This window comes from Lutispora sp. QWL-02, assembly GCF_058315355.1.
The window spans coordinates 1,138,958-1,158,179 of the sequence record NZ_CM177762.1; the positions used below are offsets into that span (position 1 = coordinate 1,138,958).

14 protein-coding genes are annotated in these 19,222 nt (G+C 44.1%); 13 read left to right on the plus strand and 1 reads right to left on the minus strand.

The genetic code is table 11. The features are described 5' to 3' along the window. The first annotated feature begins 25 nt into the window (after positions 1-25). The 6 genes from AC4HCY_RS05010 to AC4HCY_RS05035 are packed head-to-tail and all read left to right on the plus strand — an operon-like array spanning position 26 to position 8,868. Positions 26-1,570, plus strand: a complete 1,545-nt coding sequence (locus tag AC4HCY_RS05010) for a DUF8809 domain-containing protein (RefSeq protein WP_323433629.1) — start codon at positions 26-28, stop codon at positions 1,568-1,570. A 32-nt stretch (positions 1,571-1,602) separates the two neighbouring features. After that, on the plus strand, positions 1,603-2,592 hold the full coding sequence (locus AC4HCY_RS05015; protein WP_323433630.1) for an AAA family ATPase: 990 nt from the start codon (positions 1,603-1,605) through the stop codon (positions 2,590-2,592). A gap of 2 nt (positions 2,593-2,594) precedes the next feature. Next, on the plus strand, positions 2,595-3,470 hold the full coding sequence (locus AC4HCY_RS05020; RefSeq protein WP_491095517.1) for a DUF58 domain-containing protein: 876 nt from the start codon (positions 2,595-2,597) through the stop codon (positions 3,468-3,470). 12 nt (positions 3,471-3,482) lie between these two features. After that, positions 3,483-5,285 (plus strand): BatA domain-containing protein, encoded by a 1,803-nt coding sequence (locus AC4HCY_RS05025; RefSeq protein ID WP_491095518.1) that lies wholly within the window; start codon positions 3,483-3,485, stop codon positions 5,283-5,285. Beyond that, positions 5,275-8,007: a VWA domain-containing protein gene (locus AC4HCY_RS05030; RefSeq protein ID WP_491095519.1), complete on the plus strand. Its 2,733-nt coding sequence runs from the start codon at positions 5,275-5,277 to the stop codon at positions 8,005-8,007. Before AC4HCY_RS05025 ends, AC4HCY_RS05030 begins: the two co-directional genes overlap by 11 nt. A gap of 24 nt (positions 8,008-8,031) precedes the next feature. Further along, positions 8,032-8,868 (plus strand): 4Fe-4S binding protein, encoded by an 837-nt coding sequence (locus AC4HCY_RS05035; RefSeq protein ID WP_323431376.1) that lies wholly within the window; start codon positions 8,032-8,034, stop codon positions 8,866-8,868. A 36-nt stretch (positions 8,869-8,904) separates the two neighbouring features. On the opposite strand, the gene murC is transcribed toward AC4HCY_RS05035, so the two are convergent. Then, complete coding sequence (murC, locus tag AC4HCY_RS05040) at positions 8,905-10,290, minus strand: UDP-N-acetylmuramate--L-alanine ligase (protein WP_323431377.1); 1,386 nt, start codon at positions 10,288-10,290, stop codon at positions 8,905-8,907. A 245-nt stretch (positions 10,291-10,535) separates the two neighbouring features. Between murC and purR the strand changes: the two genes are divergently transcribed. The 7 genes from purR to mfd all read left to right on the plus strand — a co-directional run bounded on the left by purR (position 10,536) and on the right by mfd (position 19,221). Continuing rightward, positions 10,536-11,354, plus strand: a complete 819-nt coding sequence (gene purR / locus AC4HCY_RS05045; RefSeq protein ID WP_323431378.1) for a pur operon repressor — start codon at positions 10,536-10,538, stop codon at positions 11,352-11,354. A gap of 113 nt (positions 11,355-11,467) precedes the next feature. Beyond that, positions 11,468-11,731 carry a septation regulator SpoVG gene (gene spoVG / locus AC4HCY_RS05050; protein ID WP_255228125.1) on the plus strand — a complete coding sequence of 88 codons (264 nt, stop codon included), beginning with the start codon at positions 11,468-11,470 and terminating at the stop codon, positions 11,729-11,731. A 139-nt stretch (positions 11,732-11,870) separates the two neighbouring features. Next, complete coding sequence (locus AC4HCY_RS05055; RefSeq protein WP_323431379.1) at positions 11,871-12,239, plus strand: hypothetical protein; 369 nt, start codon at positions 11,871-11,873, stop codon at positions 12,237-12,239. A gap of 364 nt (positions 12,240-12,603) precedes the next feature. After that, a complete protein-coding gene (gene glmU / locus AC4HCY_RS05060; protein WP_323431398.1) occupies positions 12,604-13,968 on the plus strand; it encodes a bifunctional UDP-N-acetylglucosamine diphosphorylase/glucosamine-1-phosphate N-acetyltransferase GlmU in 1,365 nt (454 codons plus the stop codon). A gap of 20 nt (positions 13,969-13,988) precedes the next feature. Beyond that, on the plus strand, positions 13,989-14,936 hold the full coding sequence (locus AC4HCY_RS05065) for a ribose-phosphate diphosphokinase (protein ID WP_323431380.1): 948 nt from the start codon (positions 13,989-13,991) through the stop codon (positions 14,934-14,936). A 198-nt stretch (positions 14,937-15,134) separates the two neighbouring features. Continuing rightward, on the plus strand, positions 15,135-15,695 hold the full coding sequence (pth, locus tag AC4HCY_RS05070) for an aminoacyl-tRNA hydrolase (RefSeq protein ID WP_323431381.1): 561 nt from the start codon (positions 15,135-15,137) through the stop codon (positions 15,693-15,695). Then, the gene (mfd, locus tag AC4HCY_RS05075) at positions 15,688-19,221 is read left to right on the plus strand and encodes a transcription-repair coupling factor (RefSeq protein ID WP_491095520.1); all 3,534 of its coding nucleotides are present in this window, start codon (positions 15,688-15,690) and stop codon (positions 19,219-19,221) included. Before pth ends, mfd begins: the two co-directional genes overlap by 8 nt. Position 19,222: the final 1 nt, after the last annotated feature.

A 19,222-nucleotide genomic window follows, 5' to 3' on the forward strand; every position in this document is an offset into this window, starting at 1 on the left:
GGCTAAGAAAAGGATGTGATAGATTGTGGAGGCTTCCAACAGAGATATTTTAAGATATATAAGAAAAGCCAGGGACAGGATGCATATGGAATTTATGCTGAAATTTACGGCAAAAGCCTTGACCATAGCCTTGGGCTTATACCTGGCGCTGGTATTTTTAGCGCGCTTTGTGCCTGTTTATGACGCTTATGCCAAAGGAGCGGTTCTGACTGGTGCCTTGGCCGGCATAGGCTTTCTCGTATCGCTTTTTATGACGCCCAGGGATAGGGCAGCAGCAATGCTGCTGGATTCAAAAGGCCTATGTGAGAGGACTTTAACGGCATATGAGCTTATAAACGACAGTTCAAGCATTGCAAAGCTTCAGCGGGAGGATGCCCTGGAGCACCTGGAAAAAATGAATATCAATAAAGAGATCAAAATGAGGATTCCCAAAAAGCTTTCCTTGATTTCCATCCTTCTGGCATTGATGATTTTGGTGTCCGGATTTATACCTAATCCCATGGATGAGAGGGCTGCGGAGCTTCACCAGCTGAAAAGGGAGGCAGTAAAGCAGCAAAAAGAAATAGATAAGGTCCTGTCGAGGGTTGAGAATAACAATAAGCTCACTATGGAGCAAAGGAAGGAAGCTATGGAGGCTTTGTCCGAGCTTAAGAAGGAGCTTAAAAATGCGAAAAATGCCAGGGAAGCGGAAAAGGCGTTGCAAAGAACGGAAAACAAGATAGATATGTTGAAACAAAAATATACAGATAAGGATCTGGATAATATTATAGAAGCATTTTCTAAAAATGAGGCGATGAAGAGCCTGGCGGAAACCTTAAAAAAAGGTGACACATCAAAGCTTAAAAAAGAGCTGGGAAGGACAGTAGAAGGCTTGAAAAAACTTAACAGCCAGCAAATCGGGGAATTATCACAAAACCTTTCGGAGCTGGCCAAAAACCTTAGTGAGAATCCTGAGCTTGCTAAAGCTTTCTACGAGCTTTCACAAAAGATGGCGGCGGGAGAGCTGGGGGATATGCAAGATGAACTGAGCGGCCTGGAGGAGCAAATAGCTCAATTGATGGAGAATGATGAATTCAACAGAGCCATGGAAGAGGTAATGGAGGCTCTGAAAAATTCATCGGCTCAGGGAAATGCTGCAGGCAGCGGGAATAATCAGGGACAAGGTACGGGGCAGGGCCAAAGCCAGGGTCAGGGAAACGGAAATCCGGGAGCCGGTGCAGGCACCGGCACAGGAGGAGACAGCGAAGCCCAAAGCCGGCAAGGCCAAGGTCAGGGACTAGGCAATAAACAGCCTTCACCGGGAGACGTGCGGGAGTATGAGAAGATTTTTACTCCCAGCCTTGTGGGCGGCGAAGGGGATAAATCCCAGCTTAAAGGCAGCAAGGGCAATGAAGGGCAGACAAAGGAGTATATGGTTGACAACGGCATGGGAATAAGGGGAGAAATGAAGCCCTATGATCAGATAATAGGGGAGTATAAGGAAAAGGCCTTCCAGAGCATCGAAGGCAGGCAAATACCTCAAGGTATGCAGGACATTGTCAAGGATTACTTTTCTTCATTGGAGGATTAAAAAGCATTATATTTTAATAGGGAGAGTTGCAGATGAATATAGAAGAGAAGGATATTAAAGCGGCTTGGGAAGCTGTGACAAACATGGAAGAAGAAATAGGGAAAGCTATCATAGGCCAGAAGGAAGTGATAAGGCAGGTGATCATAGGACTGCTGTCGGGAGGCCACATACTTCTGGAAGGAGCTCCGGGGCTGGGGAAGACCCAATTGGTGAAGACCCTGGCTAGAGTTCTGGATCTCAGCTTTTCCAGGGTACAGTTTACTCCTGACCTGATGCCGGCCGATGTGATTGGAACAAATATCCTGGTCAAGGGCGAAGATGGGCATAGTTCTTTTGAGTTCCATAAAGGGCCCGTTTTCTCAAACCTGGTATTAGCCGATGAAATAAACAGGGCAACGCCCAAAACCCAGTCTGCCCTTTTGGAGGCCATGCAGGAAGGCACGGTAACCGCCTTTAAGAGCACCTATGAGCTTCCAAAGCCCTTTATGGTGATGGCCACACAAAACCCCATAGAGATGGAGGGCACATATCCCTTGCCGGAGGCACAGCTCGACAGGTTCCTTTTCAAGGTAGAGGTTAAATTTCCAAGCCTGTCGGAGCTCAGGGGAATAGTGGATATCACTACCTCCAATTCTGATATCCATATCAATAAAATGGCGGATGGGGGCAAGATAATCGAGATAAGGAAGGCAATAAGAGAAATTCCTATGGCTCAGCCTGTTTTGGATTATGCTTTGAGAGCGGTGATGTATACCCATCCGGACAATGAAGCTTCACCGGACAGGACTAAAAAATATATACGGTTCGGGGCCAGTCCCAGAGCCGCCCAGGCCATCATAAACTCCGCCAAAGTGAGGGCCTTGCTGGAAGGAAGATACAATGTATCCTTTGAGGATATAAAATACGTGGCCTGCCCGTCTCTCAGGCATAGAGTTTTTATGAATTATGAAGGTATAGCGGAAGGCCTGAGCATCGATGAGCTCATAGAAGAAATTCTAAAAAAAGCAGAGGAGCAGGCATGACCATGCAGTATGGAGCATTTGATTCCCAATTCTTGAAAAGGCTTGAAAGGTTATCGCTGAATATGGAAAAGCTTATGGCTTCGGGAAGCGGAGGATTGAGGAAGTCAAAAGCCAAGGGCAGCTCCGTAGAGTTTTCTGATTACAGGGAGTATGCCTATGGCGATGATCTGCGAAGAGTGGACTGGAACGCTTACGGAAGATCCGGCAGGCTTTTTGTAAAGCTTTTTATGGAAGAAAGAGAAGCCATGGTAAATATATTTTTAGACTGCAGCAGGTCCATGGATTTCGGCGAGCCCAAGAAATCGCTGGCGGAAGTTCAGCTTGCAGGAGCGATAGCCTTCCTGGCACTAAATAATATGGACAGGCTGTGTATAAATCTTATACAGCATGGAAGCTTGAGAAGTTCCGGAATATTCGGGGGAAGAGGTCAATTTGAAGGCTGCGCAGCCTTTTTGGATAACATTGAGTTTAAAGGCATGGCAGATATGGAGAAAGCCATAAAGCAGAAAAAGTTTGGAGGAAGGGGCCTGTCCTTGATCATATCCGACTTTTTTACTCAGGATAAGCCGGAGGATTTTCTTAAGTACCTGCTCTACCATAAGCAGGATATCGTCCTCTTGCATATTTTGTCAGCCGAGGAGCTGACCCCAAAGCTTCAGGGACAGATCAGGCTGAAGGACAGCGAGACCGATGAAATGCTGGATGTGGATTTGACTCCATCTGTAATGGATAATTATGAAAGAACCTTGAACAGCTTCATATCAGCTTTGAAGGAATCCTCAAAAAAATATGGAGGGGCCTATGTCAACATAAGCTCTGCCGACAGTTTGGAAAAAATATTGTTTGAAGATATGATCGCAGCGCAAATAGTCAAATAGGAGTGTTTCATTATGGGCTTTAATAATGCCTACGCCTTATGGTCGCTGCCTCTTTTAGGCCTTATAGTGCTCATGTATATGCTCAAGCAGCAGCATGAGGAAATGGAAATATCCAGCCTGTATCTTTGGGAAAAGGCAATGGGGTCATCGGAGGTAAAAAAACCCTGGCAAAGGTTGAAAAATAATATACTGATGCTCATGCAGCTTTTAGCCGCCTTTATGATGATTATGGCATTATCCGGCCCTTATCTCACCAAAGGCAAGATGCTGGGGGGCAACATAATAATTGCTATAGACAGAAGCGGCAGCATGAATGCCCTATACGGAGAAAAAAGCCGTCTCGATACCGCAAAAGCAATGGCGGAGAAGGCTGTCAGAGAAGCCGGCTCATCTTCGGTTTTTACTGTGGTTTCCGTGGACAAAGGGGCTAAGGTGGAGATAAGCGGAACCGGCGATAAAGAAGCAGCGGTAAAAGCCATACGCGGCATAGAGAAGACGGGCGTGCAGGGCAGTCTTAAGGATGACCTGTCCTTGATAAAAGCTATGTATAAGCAGTTCCCGTCGGCTCATGTTCTGATTTATACGGATGAAGCCGTACCGCTGGAAGATATGGCAGGCGAGATCATTGCATTGGGCGGCAAAGCTGAAAATGCAGGCATAACCCATATATCCTACAGTCGTGACGGTGAGAAGTATACTGTTTTGGTAAGGGTAGGGAACAACGGCGAGGCTGCTGCCGAAAGAGAATTGGCGCTGTATGAAGAGAACAGCCTTCTTGGGCTGACGGAGATAGTCCTGGAGTCCGGCGAATCCCGCAATATTATGTTTGAAGGTATAGATACGGGCTATAAGTATTTATGGGCAGAGCTCACTGAAGAGGATGCCTTGCTTGAGGATAACAGAGCTTATCTGGTGCTTCAGAGCGAAGAATCCAAAAAAGTGCTTCTATTTTCTGAAGGAAATATATTTATAGAGAAGGCGTTAAGCTCCATAGAAGGCTTGGAAGTCTACAAGACAGATGACATAAATGTATCTGATGATGATTATGATCTTTATATATTTGATGGCATGATGCCATCCTCGCTCCCTCAGAAGGGCTCGCTGTTTTTCATAAATCCCGGCGGGAATAACCCATATTTTAAAGCAGGGGAGACGACGGCGGGAGGCAGGGCCGAAATATTGAGCCATGGCTTGAATCAGCATGCCGATGGCTACAGCTTTTATATAGGAAAAATGAGGGATATAGAGAAGCCCTATTGGGCTGATGCCTTGATCAAAGCAGGGCAGAATACGGCTGCGGGAGCCGGTATTTTTGAAGGGAGAAGAATAGGCTATACAGCCTTTGATATACATGACAGCGATTTTGCGTTAAACACTGCTTTCCCTATATTCATGTACAATATGGCAGCCTATCTGACGGATATGGAGCAGCAGGGAAAGCCTTACTATTGCAGCGGTGAAACCATACCTCTGGATTCCGCCGGAGGAGCTGAAGAGGCGGCAATGGAAAACCCGCGAGGCTTAAAGGCAAGCCTGAACAAGGGCTTGCTCTCCTACGGCTATGATGACACAAGGGATACTGGAATTTATAAGCTGTCATATAATAAGGGCGAAGACAGCGGAGATAAAATATTTGCAGTGAATTTTCCCGGGGAAGAAGCGGCCAATGCCTTTAAAGAGTCCTGGGAAGGCGATAAGAAGCTCGGTGATGCAGGGGGTAATTTACTCTCAGGGCTGAACTTGCGCAGCCTTATCATAATTTTTGTGCTGCTTTTGCTGGCCGGAGAATGGATGGTGTATATTCGTGGTAATTGATTTTGCAAAACCCATATGGCTGATTCTGCTGGTTGCCGTATCAGGGCTGCTCATCGCCACATCCAAGGCCATAAGCGGCAGAGCGAGGTCTAAGAAGGCATTCATATTGACGGCCAGATTTATCACCTTCACATTTTTGGTACTTTCTTTGGCCGGCTTGGGGATCACATGGACTGTGGAAGATACTGCCACCATATTTTTGATGGATGGGTCGGACAGTATGTCCGAGCATATAAAAGAAAGCGAGAGCTTCGTCAGAAGTGCTTTGAAAGAAATGACGGATAAGGATGAAGCAGGAATAATTTCCTTCAGTGAAGAACCTATCATGGAAAACTTTCTTTCAAAGAATCCGACATTTGACTCCATGAGCAGCGATCGGAAAGGCAAGTACACCAATATAGAAAAGGCATTGAATGCCGCATTATCCGTGCTGCCGGACAAGAGCCGGAAGAGGATAGTATTGATAACCGACGGAGAGGAGAATGACGGCAGCAGCAGCAATATAGCAGGCGCTGTAAAGAACAAGGGCGTGGACCTCAAGGTCCTTAAGATGGACAGGGAAAAGGGCAGTGAGGTGTCCGCCGTAAGCCTTACGGTTCCCCAAACCTTGAACATGGGAGAAGAATTCAACATAGGAGTCAATATAAAAAGCAATGTGAATACCTCAGGTAGGCTTCTGCTCTTTGACGGCAGCAAAAAGGCGGCCGAGGAAAGAGTAGAAATAACAAAAGGAGACAATAGATTCGTATTCAAGGACAGGGCAGATGCAAGGGGCTTTAAAACCTACAGGGCTGTCATAGAAGCCGATTCGGATACGGAAATGAGGAATAATGAAGTTTCTTCCTTTATCAATGTGCTGGATGAGCCTATGATATTGCTCATCGAGGACAAGGAAGGGGAAGGAGATGAAATAGCAAAAATACTGGAGGGAGCAAAGGCGTCCTTCAAAAGGATAAATGCCCGCTCTGCTCCGGCGGACTTGCAATCCATGGCCCAATACAAGACCATCCTATTGGCCAATGTTTCTGCCGAGAACCTGAGCGATGGCTTTTTAAAAGCCCTGGAGTCCTATGTGCGGGATTTCGGAGGGGGCCTCATAGCTTCCGGAGGAGATGATTCCTTTGCTCTGGGAGGATATTACAAGACCTCTCTGGAAAAGGTGCTTCCCGTGAACATGGAGCTCAAAGGCAAAAAAGCCATACCCGACATGTCCATCATCATGGTCATAGATAAATCCGGCAGCATGTCGGAAGCCAGCGGAGGCATAACCAAGCTGGATCTGGCCAAGGAGGCAGCCGCCAGAGTGCTGGATTCATTGAGAGATAATGATAATATCGGCGTCCTCGCCTTTGACGGCGCCCAATACTGGGTGGTAAAACCCCAGAAGCCGGGAGACAGAGAAGCCTTGAGAAGCGATATCGGCACCATAAGACAAGGCGGAGGCACGAGCATCCTGCCCGCTTTGGAAGAAGCGGTAAAAACCATGAAAAGTCAGAGCAGCAAGATAAAGCACATAATTCTCTTGACGGATGGCCAGGCGGAAAAGACCGGGTATGACAAGCTCCTGGAGGATGCCCGGCAATCGGGCATAACCATCTCAACAGTGGCGGCAGGCCATGACGCAGATGTGCAGCTTCTGGAGCATATATCCAACAAAGCCGGCGGCAGGTCTTATGTGACCAATGAATATTCCAATATACCTACAATCTTTGCCAAGGAAACCTTTATGGCTGCGAAAGCATATCTGAATAACAGGGAATTTACGCCCCGAGTGGCAAACCTGCATCCGGTGCTGGATGAGGTAGTGAGGAAAGGGATACCGAGCCTTAAGGGCTATATCGCCTCAAGTCCCAAGGATGCAGCCAGCGTGCTTCTGGAAAGCGATGAAGGGGACCCTATACTTACTCTTTGGCAATACGGCTTGGGCAAGACCGCAGCATGGAATTCGGATATGAAAGGCGTCTGGAGCGGCAACTATGTGAATTGGGACAGCAATCCCGTTCTCTGGAACAACTTGATCAATTGGACTATAGAAAATTACAGCAGTGACGATGTTGAGGCGGAGACTCGGATACAGGACGGCTATGGGGAAATCAGGCTCAAGCAGAAGAGCAATAAAGAAACCATGGATACAAAGGCCGTAATAACCGCTCCCTCTGTGGAAAGCATAGAAATAAAGCTGGATGAAGAAGCCCCCGGACAATATATGGGGCGCTTCAGGATAGAAGATACAGGAGCCTATCTCATCAAAATCGTCCAGAGCAAGGGCGGAGAAATAAAAAGCACCATAAGCACCGGCCTCTCCGTACAATATTCACCCGAATACTCCATGGATGCAAATAGTGATAAGCTGGACCGGCTTGTTATGGAGTCGGGAGGACAATATATAGAGGATGCCGGAGAAGTGTTTAAAGGGCCCATAGCTCCTGTGCAAGGCAGATTGGATCTGACCTTGCCGATGCTGGTATTGGCGTTGATTGCATTTTTAACAGATATAGCCATAAGAAGATTGAAACTGCCCATGGATGAGATCGCGAGATTGGGCGGGTTGATTGCAAAGAAGATAAAGATAGATAAAAAAGAACAAAGAGCGGAAGATGTAAGGGAAAAGCCTGATGTCATTCCTGAAGAAAAAAAGGCTAAGGAAGCCAAGCCTGAGGAAAACAAAGCTGCAAGTAAAACCTTGGATACGGCTGCACTGTTGAAAAGAAAGAAAAGATGATCATATTAAGGGGTGATAAAACATATGGATGAGCAGGATATGATAAAAGCTGCAGCTTGCTTTGTTGAAAACTCGGAAGACAATTATATAACAAAGGAAGCCGCTATTTCTGAAAATGTAGTGGGAATGAAAATTTATGATGAGCCGGTCTTCTCCTTCGGCTCTGCAGACGACGAAGGCTTTAAATCGCTGAAAGAAGCGCCGGCAATAGGCAAGCACTTCTTGCTTCCCGGGGAATGGCTGCCACAGGCAAAAACAGTGATATCCTTTTTTCTGCCTTTTAGTGAGGCCGTGAGAAAAGGCAATAAAAGGGATATGTCATGGCCTTCGGAAGAATGGCTTCATGGGCGTATTGAAGGCCAAACTTTTTTGAATAATCTATGTATATATTTGAAATCTGAGCTGATAAGTGCAGGCTATAACAGCATCGTGCCATCCTTGGATGAAAGATTCTGGTCTAAGGGCAGCCTTAGCAGCAGCTCTCCCCATGATGAAATATCATTTTCAAGCAATTGGTCTGAAAGGCATGTGGCATTTGTATGCGGGCTCGGAACATTCGGGCTTTCCAAGAGCCTTATAACCAAGAAAGGTGCAGCCGGGAGGCTTGGCAGCATCGTAACGGAGCTGTATTTACCTCCCGCCAATAAAGAATATATTAATATTTATGAGAATTGCTCAATGTGCGGTGCTTGTGTGAAAAATTGCCCGGTCAATGCCATCTCGATAAAAAAAGGCAAGGATCATGTTGCATGCTCTGAGTTTTTGGATAAAACCGCCGAAAAATATAAGCCCAGATATGGATGCGGTAAATGCCAGATAAATGTCCCCTGTGAATGCAGAATTCCAAAGAAAAAACATTGATAAGCAATATAAGCGCAATAAAAGGCCTTGAATGATTTATTCAAGGCCTTTCAGTTTCTCCATTATCATAGGCCCAAGATTGGTTATGCTTCCGGCTCCCACCGTCATGATCATATCTCCAGGCCTTGCATTCTTGGCTACATAATCTGATATATCGGCAAATTCCTTCATGTATATTGTGTTGCAGCTTATCTTGCCGATCTCATTGGCCAGATCCTTAGAATGGATCTCTCCCGTATCCTTTTCCCTTGCAGCATATATATCAGTGATTATAACATGGTCAGCGTCATAAAAAGAGCCTGCAAATTCCTTGAGCAAAAGCTTGGTTCTTGTGTAGGTGTGGGGCTGGAATATGCACCAGAGCTTGTTGTGAGGGAATTTCTTTGCTGCATCCAGGGTTACCTTTATTGCTGTAGGATGATGGGCATAATCATCTATTACAGTAATGCCATTTACTGTTCCCAATATATCAAATCGCCTGTGAGTTCCTGAGAACTCCAGCAGACTGTCTCTTACTATCTCTTTCGATATGCCGAAAAAATCGGAAACCGCAAAGGCCGATAGTGAATTCAGCACATTATGAACACCCGGTATTCTTAATTTATAAATACCCATATCTTCGTTACCCTTTATGATTCTGAAGGAAGGATGACCATATTCATCAAATTCTATATCCTCAGCCATATAATCCGCTTTATTATCTATGCCGAAGGTCACAACCCTGCAATTTGCATGAGGCAGCACATCCATTGCATTGCTGTTGTCAGCGCAGACAGCCAGGCAGCCTTCCTTAGGGATAAGCCTCGCAAATTTTATAAAGGTATCCTTTATATGATGAAGATCCTTAAAATAGTCAAGATGATCTTCATCTATGTTTAAAATCACCCCATAGAAGGGATAGAACTTTAAAAAGTTCTCCATATATTCACAGGCTTCCGTGATGAAATATGGGCTCTTGCCGATTCTCACATTGCCTCCGATTGCGTCCAGCTCACCGCCTAACAGCACGGTAGGATCCAATTCCGCATTCTTAAAAATTATTGATACCATAGAGGTGCTGGTAGTTTTTCCATGGCAGCCTGCAATAGCCACTCCATAGGAATATTCCATCATTATTTTTCCCAGAAAGGCGGCCCTGTCCATAAGGGGAATACCCAGCTCCTTCGCCTTCATTATTTCGGGATTGTCATTCTTCACTGCAGAGGTATAGACTGCCAGATCTGCTCCTATGACATTCTCTGCATTATGAGGGATGCTTACGGATGCTCCGTCTCTTTTTAATTTTCCGATGATGGGACTGTCTTGAATATCCGATCCTTGAACCTTATAGCCCCTATCCAGCAGGATCTCTGCCAGGCCGCTCATGCTTATTCCGCCTATGCCGATGAAATGTACGGTCTTAATATTATCCGATAAAAACATGGTCTTACACTCCCTAAAATTAGTATGTCGGTACTCTATAAAACATCTATTTATTATATTACTATTATAGCCTTTATAATTTGCTTGTATATAAAAATATATCATAAAAATTATAGCATATTATGATTATCATATGTTGGGTTCAACAATTATTTGCGATTAAAGAAGGATTTCTGCAAAAAAAATAGAAGTGAATAAAAAATGCGATACTGGTAATAATATTCGTATTTTAGGGGAGGAAGCACATGGAAAAGTTCAAAAGGAATGAGAGAGTTGCAGGTCTTATAAAGATACTGAGCGATAACCCCAACAATTTATTTTCCTTGAATTACTTCAGTGAATTGTTCACTGCGGCAAAATCCACCATCAGTGAGGATATCGCAGCAGCAAAAAAAATTGTTGAGCAAATATCCTTAGGGCAGATAGAGACTATCTCGGGTGCAGCCGGTGGAGTTAAGTACAGGCCATACGTGGAGAATGGCGATGCAATAGGATTTTTGGATGAGTTGTGTGAAAAGCTAAGAGACCCGAAGCGCATCATTCCCGGAAACTATATATATATGTCTGATGTGATCTATGATCCGAGAGTCTCTGCAAAGGTCGGAGAGATATTCGCCACACATTTTATGAACAGCGGGGCCGAATATGTAGTAACAATTGAGACAAAGGGCATCACATTGGCTAATATGACTGCCAGGGCATTAAATATACCTTTAGTGATTCTGAGAAGAGAAAACCGGGTTACGGAGGGCTCTACCGTCAGCATAAACTATGTATCAGGCTCCACCAAGAGGATTCAAACCATGTTTGTATCTAAAAGAGCCATCCCTGAAGGGAAAAAGGTATTGATAATAGATGATTTCATGAAAGCCGGCGGAACTGCCAAAGGAATTGTGGATTTGATGAAAGAAATAAAAGCGGAAGTATACGGAATAGGAGTTTTGATGAAGACCATTGAACCAAAGGAGAAGATGGTTCAGGATTATATTTCTCTTCTGGAGGTGGGAGAGGTCGATGAGCACCAAGGATTAATAAATATCTATAAAGATATGCTATTTAGTTAAGAATTATACTTATTTTCAGAAAATTCCAAGCAAAAAGAAGGAAAAATCAAAAACATGGCGAATAAATTATCTATCAGCTGACAAAGCATTTGGACGGGAAGGTGGTGAGCAGTATGAACATAACTGACGTAAGAATAAGAAAGGTGAATGCTGAAGGCAAGATGAAAGCGGTCGTATCTGTTACCTTCGACAACGAATTTGTAGTTCATGATATTAAGGTTATAGAGGGTCAGGAAGGTCTTTTCATAGCTATGCCAAGCAGAAAAACGCCGGATGGAGAGTTTAAGGATATAGCGCATCCCATAAATTCTTCGACCAGAGAAAAAATACAATCTGCAATACTTGAGGAATATGAAAAAGTCAAGGATGCGGAATGATCAATCAGTGCTTGCCATTAAAGTCCTATTCCATTTACATGGGAGGGACTTTTTGCATTTGTAAACGCCTTTTGTATCATATTTTACTTCCGATGAATATATATATAATATTGGTATTAATATATTGGGAGGTAATATGATGTCAGATAAAAAATATTACGATCCGGAAGATTACATTCCGGATATGGATATGGACTATATGAAAATGCACCCAATGAATATGCACATGATGCAATGTCCCATGATGCAGTGCCCTATGATCAGCCAGGCAATGATGATGTGTCCCATGATGCATATGATGGAAGAGCCTATGCAAATGGAAGAACCCATGTATATGGAAGAACCAAAAATGAAGCATATGGGGCATCAGGTCGATTGGGATATGAAAGATTGGTATGAAGATGATGACAGCGATGACAGCAGCGACGATAATGAAGATTACTACGATAAAAAGAAGAAAAAGGGAAGCTGCGGATGGTGTCCGCACCCATATTACAAGAGGCCTTAGGACTCAGAACTCAGGTTTTTGGGTATTCCTTTTGGGTCCTGAAGTACGGAGAACACGGATTTACCACAGTAAAATAGCATCCGTGTATGGATTAAGTATGCTTATATAAAAATTGTCAATGACACTTATGAGTTGAGCCTTAGAAAAGTGTAGGATTTTCTTAGGCCCAGCGAATTAGTGTCATCAATTTTTATATACTATACTCAGCTATACATGGATGCTATTGGTATTACGGTATTTTTTTAGCAAGAAAAGGGAATGATTATATTACTGTTAATACTAAAAATATTATGCTAGAATATAGAGTGAAAATAATGAAAAAAATTGTATAATAGAGGGTGGTAATTTGAGTAGCACATCCTATATGCTGGCAGTCATACTGGCGGCAGGAGAGGGTAAAAGGATGTATTCGAAGAGGCCCAAGGTTTTGCATGAGCTTTGCGGCAAAGCTATGGTTGAGCATGTTGTCGGTTGCGCCAGGGAAGCAGGGGCATCTGAGACGGTAGTCGTAGTAGGCCATGGAGCTGCGGAAGTCCGGGATAAGCTGGCCGGGGTTAAATTTGTATATCAGGAGCAGCAATTGGGCACAGGCCATGCTGTGATGCAGGCAGAAAGCTTTATCACATCCGGGGATGTTTTGGTTCTATATGGAGATACTCCCCTTTTGACTTCGGAAACCATAAGCAAGATGTATAAGGCTCATAAGCAGGGAAACTGCCATGCTACGGTTTTAACTGCTGACTTCGAGGACCCTTATAATTACGGGAGGATCATACGGGACGCCGAGGGAAATGTTGCTGCCATTGTCGAGGAGAGGGATGCCGATTCTGAGCAAAAGAAGATAAGGGAGATCAATTCAGGTATATACTTGTTTGACGGCCCTTCTCTCAAAGAAGCTTTGAAAGGGCTCAAAAATGACAATGATCAGAAGGAGTACTATCTTACGGATGCAATAAAGATTTTAAATGAGAAAAACCTTAATGTAAGGGCTTTTAAAATTGAAAATTCGGAAGAGATAATGGGTGTTAACAATAGATTACAGTTATCCCAGGCAGTTTCTATTATGACAAAAAGAATTCTGGAAAAACATATGCTCAGCGGAGTAACGATCACTGATCCTGCCAATACTTATATTGAGGCGGGGGTAAAGATCGAAAGAGATGTGACCATATTGCCGGGATGCATATTAAAAGGGTCTGCATATGTAGAAGAAGATGCAATAATAGGTCCTTATACCACCATATCGGACAGCCATGTAGGCAAAGGAGCCCATATACAAAATTCCGTGGTGCTGGAGAGCCGCATAGGAGAAGGTACTACAGTAGGTCCTTTTGCTTATCTGAGGCCGGGAAATGTGATAGGCAGGCATGCCAAGATCGGCGACTTTGTTGAAATGAAAAATTCCAACTTCGGAGATCATTCAAAGGCATCTCATCTTACCTATGTTGGTGACGGAGATGTAGGCAGCGGAGTGAATTTAGGATGCGGAGTAGTCTTTGTAAATTATGATGGGAAGAAAAAACACAGAACTAAGGTTGAAGACAACAGCTTTGTAGGCTGCAATGTAAACTTGGTGGCGCCTGTAGTCGTGGGTAAAAACTCATATATAGCGGCAGGTACAACCGTGACCAGGAGCGTACCGGAAGAAAGCCTTGCCATTGGCAGAGCAAGACAGGAAAATATAGAAGGCTGGGTCAGAAGAAAAGGCCTCATAAAAGAGGAAGAATAAACTAGGAGGGTTTTAATAAAATGATAGCACATGGTGAGTGTATAAAAATTTTCCACTGTAATGCTAATAAGGAGCTTACAAAACAAATTGCAGATATAGTAGGCGTTCCTGTAGGTGATTCCCAGGTAGGGACCTTCAGCAACGGCGAAATATCTGTGAACATCAATGAATCTGTGAGAGGGGCAGATGTATTTGTTGTTCAATCAACCAGTGCTCCTGTTAATAATAATCTGATGGAGCTTTTGATCATGATCGATGCTTTGAAGAGAGCATCGGCAGGCAGGATCACAGCGGTAATCCCATTTTATGCTTATGCGAGGCAGGATAGAAAATCAAAGCCAAGAGAGCCTATCACCGCTAAGCTGGTAGCCGACCTGATAACTACTGCCGGGGCAGACAGGGTGCTTACTATGGATTTGCACGCTCCTCAGATACAGGGATTTTTCAACATTCCAGTGGATAATCTTTATGCTATGCCTATAATCGCCAATTACTTTTTGGATAAAAATTTGCAGGACGTCGTGGTCGTATCCCCTGATGTAGGCGGGGTTACAAGGGCCAGGGGCCTTGCTTCCAGACTCAATGCTCCTTTGGCAATAGTTGATAAGAGAAGACCCAGGGCAAATGTGGCCGAGGTAATGAATGTCATAGGAGATATAAACGGCAAAAATTGCATTATGATAGACGATATGGTGGATACCGGAGGCTCTATTTCCAACGCCGCCAAGGTTTTGACGGATATGGGCGCTAAAGAAGTCTATGTGGCTTGCACTCATCCGGTGCTGTCGGGACCTGCTTTTGAGAGAATAAATGATTCTGTCATCAAGGAATTGATCGTCACTGATACTATTCCCCTTCCTTCTGACAAATCCGGCGACAAGATAAAGGTTCTGTCGGTTGCACCTTTGTTTGCAGAAGCAATTCACAGAATTTACGAAGGACTTTCAGTAAGCAAGCTTTTTGATTAAAGATGGACAACTCATAGGCAATGGGCACAACATGATGTCTGTTGCCTTGAGCACTAGACTAACCCGCCCTAAATATACCGCTTCTATTAAGATGCTGGTATCAAAGGGCGGGTTAAGTCCAGTATGGACTCAACTAACATTCAGAGAGGATTTCCGACCCCCGCTGAATGAAGTTTCGTTCAATTTTTGGAGGGTAATATGTTTGTAATAGCAGGATTAGGCAATCCGGGGGCAAGATATGCGGATACAAGGCACAATATAGGCTTTATTGCTGTAGATTATTTGTCCCGCCAATTGAATATAAATATTAATAAGATAAGGCATAAGGCTTTGGTGGGCGAAGGTTATATAGGAACTGAAAAGGTCGTGCTTATAAAACCCCAGACCTATATGAATTTAAGCGGCGAAAGCATCATGGATGTGGTTGGCTTCTACAAGCTGCCAAGTGAGAATCTTATTGTCATCTATGATGACGTAGATCTCTCGCCGGGAGTTTTGCGTATAAGGCCCAAGGGAAGCTCCGGCTCGCATAATGGCATGAAATCAATTATATATTTATTGAATAGAGATGACTTTCCAAGGATAAGAATAGGTATAGGAAAACAGCCCGAGTATATGGATCTGGCTGATTATGTGACGGGAAAGTTCTCAAAGGAAGAGATACCTATTATGACAGAGGCAGTGGAAAAGGCGGCGGATGCAGCACAAGAAATAGTTTTGAAAGGCATTGCGGCAGCAATGAACAAATTCAATGGATAATGTTTTATCACCTTTACAATCGCTGGAAGAATATAAATATTTGATCCAATCCCTTCGTGAAAATGCTAAAACCGTTGAAGTTCACGGGATTTCTGATGCCCAAAAATCGATGATGGCTGCTTTGGTGAGCAAGGCCTTTGACAGATCGATTCTGGTCATAACGCATAATGATATTTTGGCCAGAAAGATTTATGAGGATATTTCTTTCTTTGATCAGGATGCGGCGGTGCTGCTGCCCACTGCGGAGATGATCTTTCATAAGATAGACGCCAGGAGCAATGAAATTGCCATAAACAGGCTCAAAGCCCTGAATAAGCTGGGCAAGGGAGAAAGAGTGGTATTGTGCGCGTCTGTGGAAGCCTTGCTGAACAAAATGCCAGAGCCGGATTATTTCTACTCTAAATTTGTGCGGGTAAAAGTGGGAGAGCAAATGCCTGTAGAGGATTTCACTGATTTTTTTGCAGCTTCCGGCTATGAAAGAGTGGATATGATAGAAGGCCGGGGACAGTTTTCCGTAAGAGGCGGAATTATCGATTTTTATGGTCCCACAGAAGACTATCCTGTGAGAATTGAACTTTTTGATGATGAAATTGACTCTATAAGATATTTTGATACAGGAACTCAGCGATCCGTAAAGAAGCTGGATTCTGTTCAATTATCGCCTATGAGGGAAATGTTATTGAAAGCCGGGGATTTTGCCAGAGCCTCAGAAATGATAGAGAAGGAATTGAACAAGAGACTGAAGCTTTATGAGGCTTCAGCCAAGAAGAAAGCGCTGGGAGAAAAGCTTAAGGATAAAATAACAGAAGATATAGAGAAAATCAGAAATAATATATACTTTCGGGGCATAGACAGGTACTCTGCATTCTTTTATGAAAAAGATTTATGCATCACCGATTATCTGTCGGATTTCATGGTTGTGGTGGATGAGCCTAACCGGGTGAGACAGAGGTTCGACAATATAAGGCTTGAATATGAAGAACATTTCAAGAGTCTCCTGGAAGAAGGAGAACTGCTGCCGGCACAGCTCAATGCATTGCTGACCTACGATGATATTCTGCTCAAAATAAATAATAAGCAGGTATTGTGCTTTAATGCCTTGCTGAAAAGCACAGCGGATTTTAAACCCCAGAGGACCATCAGCTTTCTTTGCCGATCCATGCAGCCCTTTCACGGGAAAATAAACCTGCTCATAGATGAAATAAAGCTGCTCAGGAGCAGGAAATACAAAATACTTATTCTATCGGGAAACAAAGACAGGGGAGAGAGGATAGTAGAGACCCTGAGAGATGATGGCATAGAGGCTTTGTATCAGGATAGCCTGGGCTTTGAGCTGCAGGAGGGACATATCGTCGTTATTCCGGGAAATCTCAGCGGAGGCTTTGAGTTTCCTTCCATAAAGTATGCAGTGATCACTGATATGGAGGTTTTCGGAGGAGGAAAGAGAAAAATCCTCAAGAAAAAGGGAAGCGCCGTAAAGTTCTTCAGCGACCTGAAGGTCGGTGATTATGTGGTTCATGAAAGCCATGGCATAGGACAATATATGGGCATAGAGAGGCTCAAAGTCAACAATGTGATAAGAGATTACCTGCATATAAGGTATTACGGCAATGATAAGCTTTATATACCGACAGACCAATTTGATCTCATACAGAAATATATCGGAGGAGATAAAGCTCCCAAGATAAATAGGCTCTCCGGAGCGGAATGGGCCAAAACGAAGGCAAGAGCCAAGAAAGCCATAGAGGGCATGGCTGACGAACTGCTGAAGCTCTATGCGGAGAGGCAGCAGATGAAAGGCTTTACCTTTTCCAGGGACGGGAAATGGCAAAAAGAATTTGAAGATGCTTTTCCTTATCAGGAGACCCCTGATCAGCTGAGCTGTATAGAGGAAATAAAAAGGGATATGGAAACCGATAAAGCCATGGATAGGCTTTTATGCGGGGATGTGGGCTATGGCAAGACGGAGGTGGCCCTAAGGGCAGCTTTCAAATGCATCATGGATGGGAAGCAGGTTGCTATCCTGGTGCCTACCACCATATTGGCACAGCAGCATTTTAATACATGCAATCAAAGGTTTGGCAGCTTTCCCATACGTGTGGATATGCTATCCAGATTCAGAGGCCTAAAAGAGCAGAAGCAGACCCTTGAGGCCCTGAGGATCGGGGCTGTGGATCTTGTCATAGGGACCCATAGGCTGCTGCAGGAAGATATAGTCTTCAAGGACCTGGGGCTTCTGATAGTGGATGAAGAGCAGAGATTCGGAGTCGTTCATAAGGAAAAGATCAAGCAGATGCGCCAGAATGTGGACGTATTAACTCTTACTGCCACACCGATACCCAGGACCCTTCACATGTCTTTGATCGGCATCAGAGATATAAGCGTTATAGAAGAGCCTCCGGAGGAGAGGTATCCGGTGCAAACCTATGTCATGGAATACAATGATGAAATAGTGAGGGATGCCATTCTAAGAGAGATAAACCGGGGAGGACAGATCTACTTTTTATACAACAGGGTGAGGACTATCGGCAGAATGGCTGAAAGGCTGAGAGCATTGGTTCCTGAAGCCAGGATAGCGGCAGCACACGGACAGATGGATGAAAGACTTCTTGAAAATACTATGCTGGACTTTTATAATGGAGAGTATGACCTGCTTTTATGTACTACCATAATCGAAACAGGTCTCGATATACCCAATGTAAATACCATCATCGTATATGATGCAGACAAGATGGGATTGTCCCAATTATATCAGTTGAGAGGAAGAGTGGGGAGATCCAACAGATTGGCATATGCATACCTTACCTATCAAAGGGATAAGGTGCTGACGGAAGTAGCAGAAAAGAGGCTTCAGGCTATAAAGGAGTTTACCGAATTCGGCTCCGGCTTCAAAATTGCCATGAGGGATCTGGAGATAAGGGGTGCAGGAAATCTTTTGGGAAGAGAACAGCATGGACATATGGAATCCATAGGCTATGACCTCTATACCAAGCTCCTCGAGGATACGGTGAGAGCACTTACCGGAAGGCCGCTTAGGGAGACGATTGAGACAACTGTTGAATTTGATATAGAGGCCTATATACCCTTATCCTATATAGAGGATGAGAATCAAAAGATTGAAATCTATCAGAAGATTGCTTCCATCAACGGGGTAGACTCCTTATATGATATTGAGGAGGAAATAGAAGATAGATTCGGAGATATACCGGATTCCGTGAGAAATCTGATGAGGATATCCTTTATAAAGTTCTTGGCTTCTAAGCTGGGAATAATCTTTGTATCACAGAAGCCGGAAGGCGTGCTGTTAAAGTTCAAGAGCGACAAATACATTAAAGCTGAGGCTGCCGTTAAGCTTATGAATGAGTACGGAAACAAGCTGTCTTTTATGGCTAGTGAGCAGCCCTATTTTACTTTAAAATTGGGAAAAGGCAATGTTGATAAGCACTTGAAATCTATTTCCGACTTTTTGGAGAATTTAGCTGCATATAATGAGAACAATACCGAACTTGAGAGGAGAGTAAATTGAT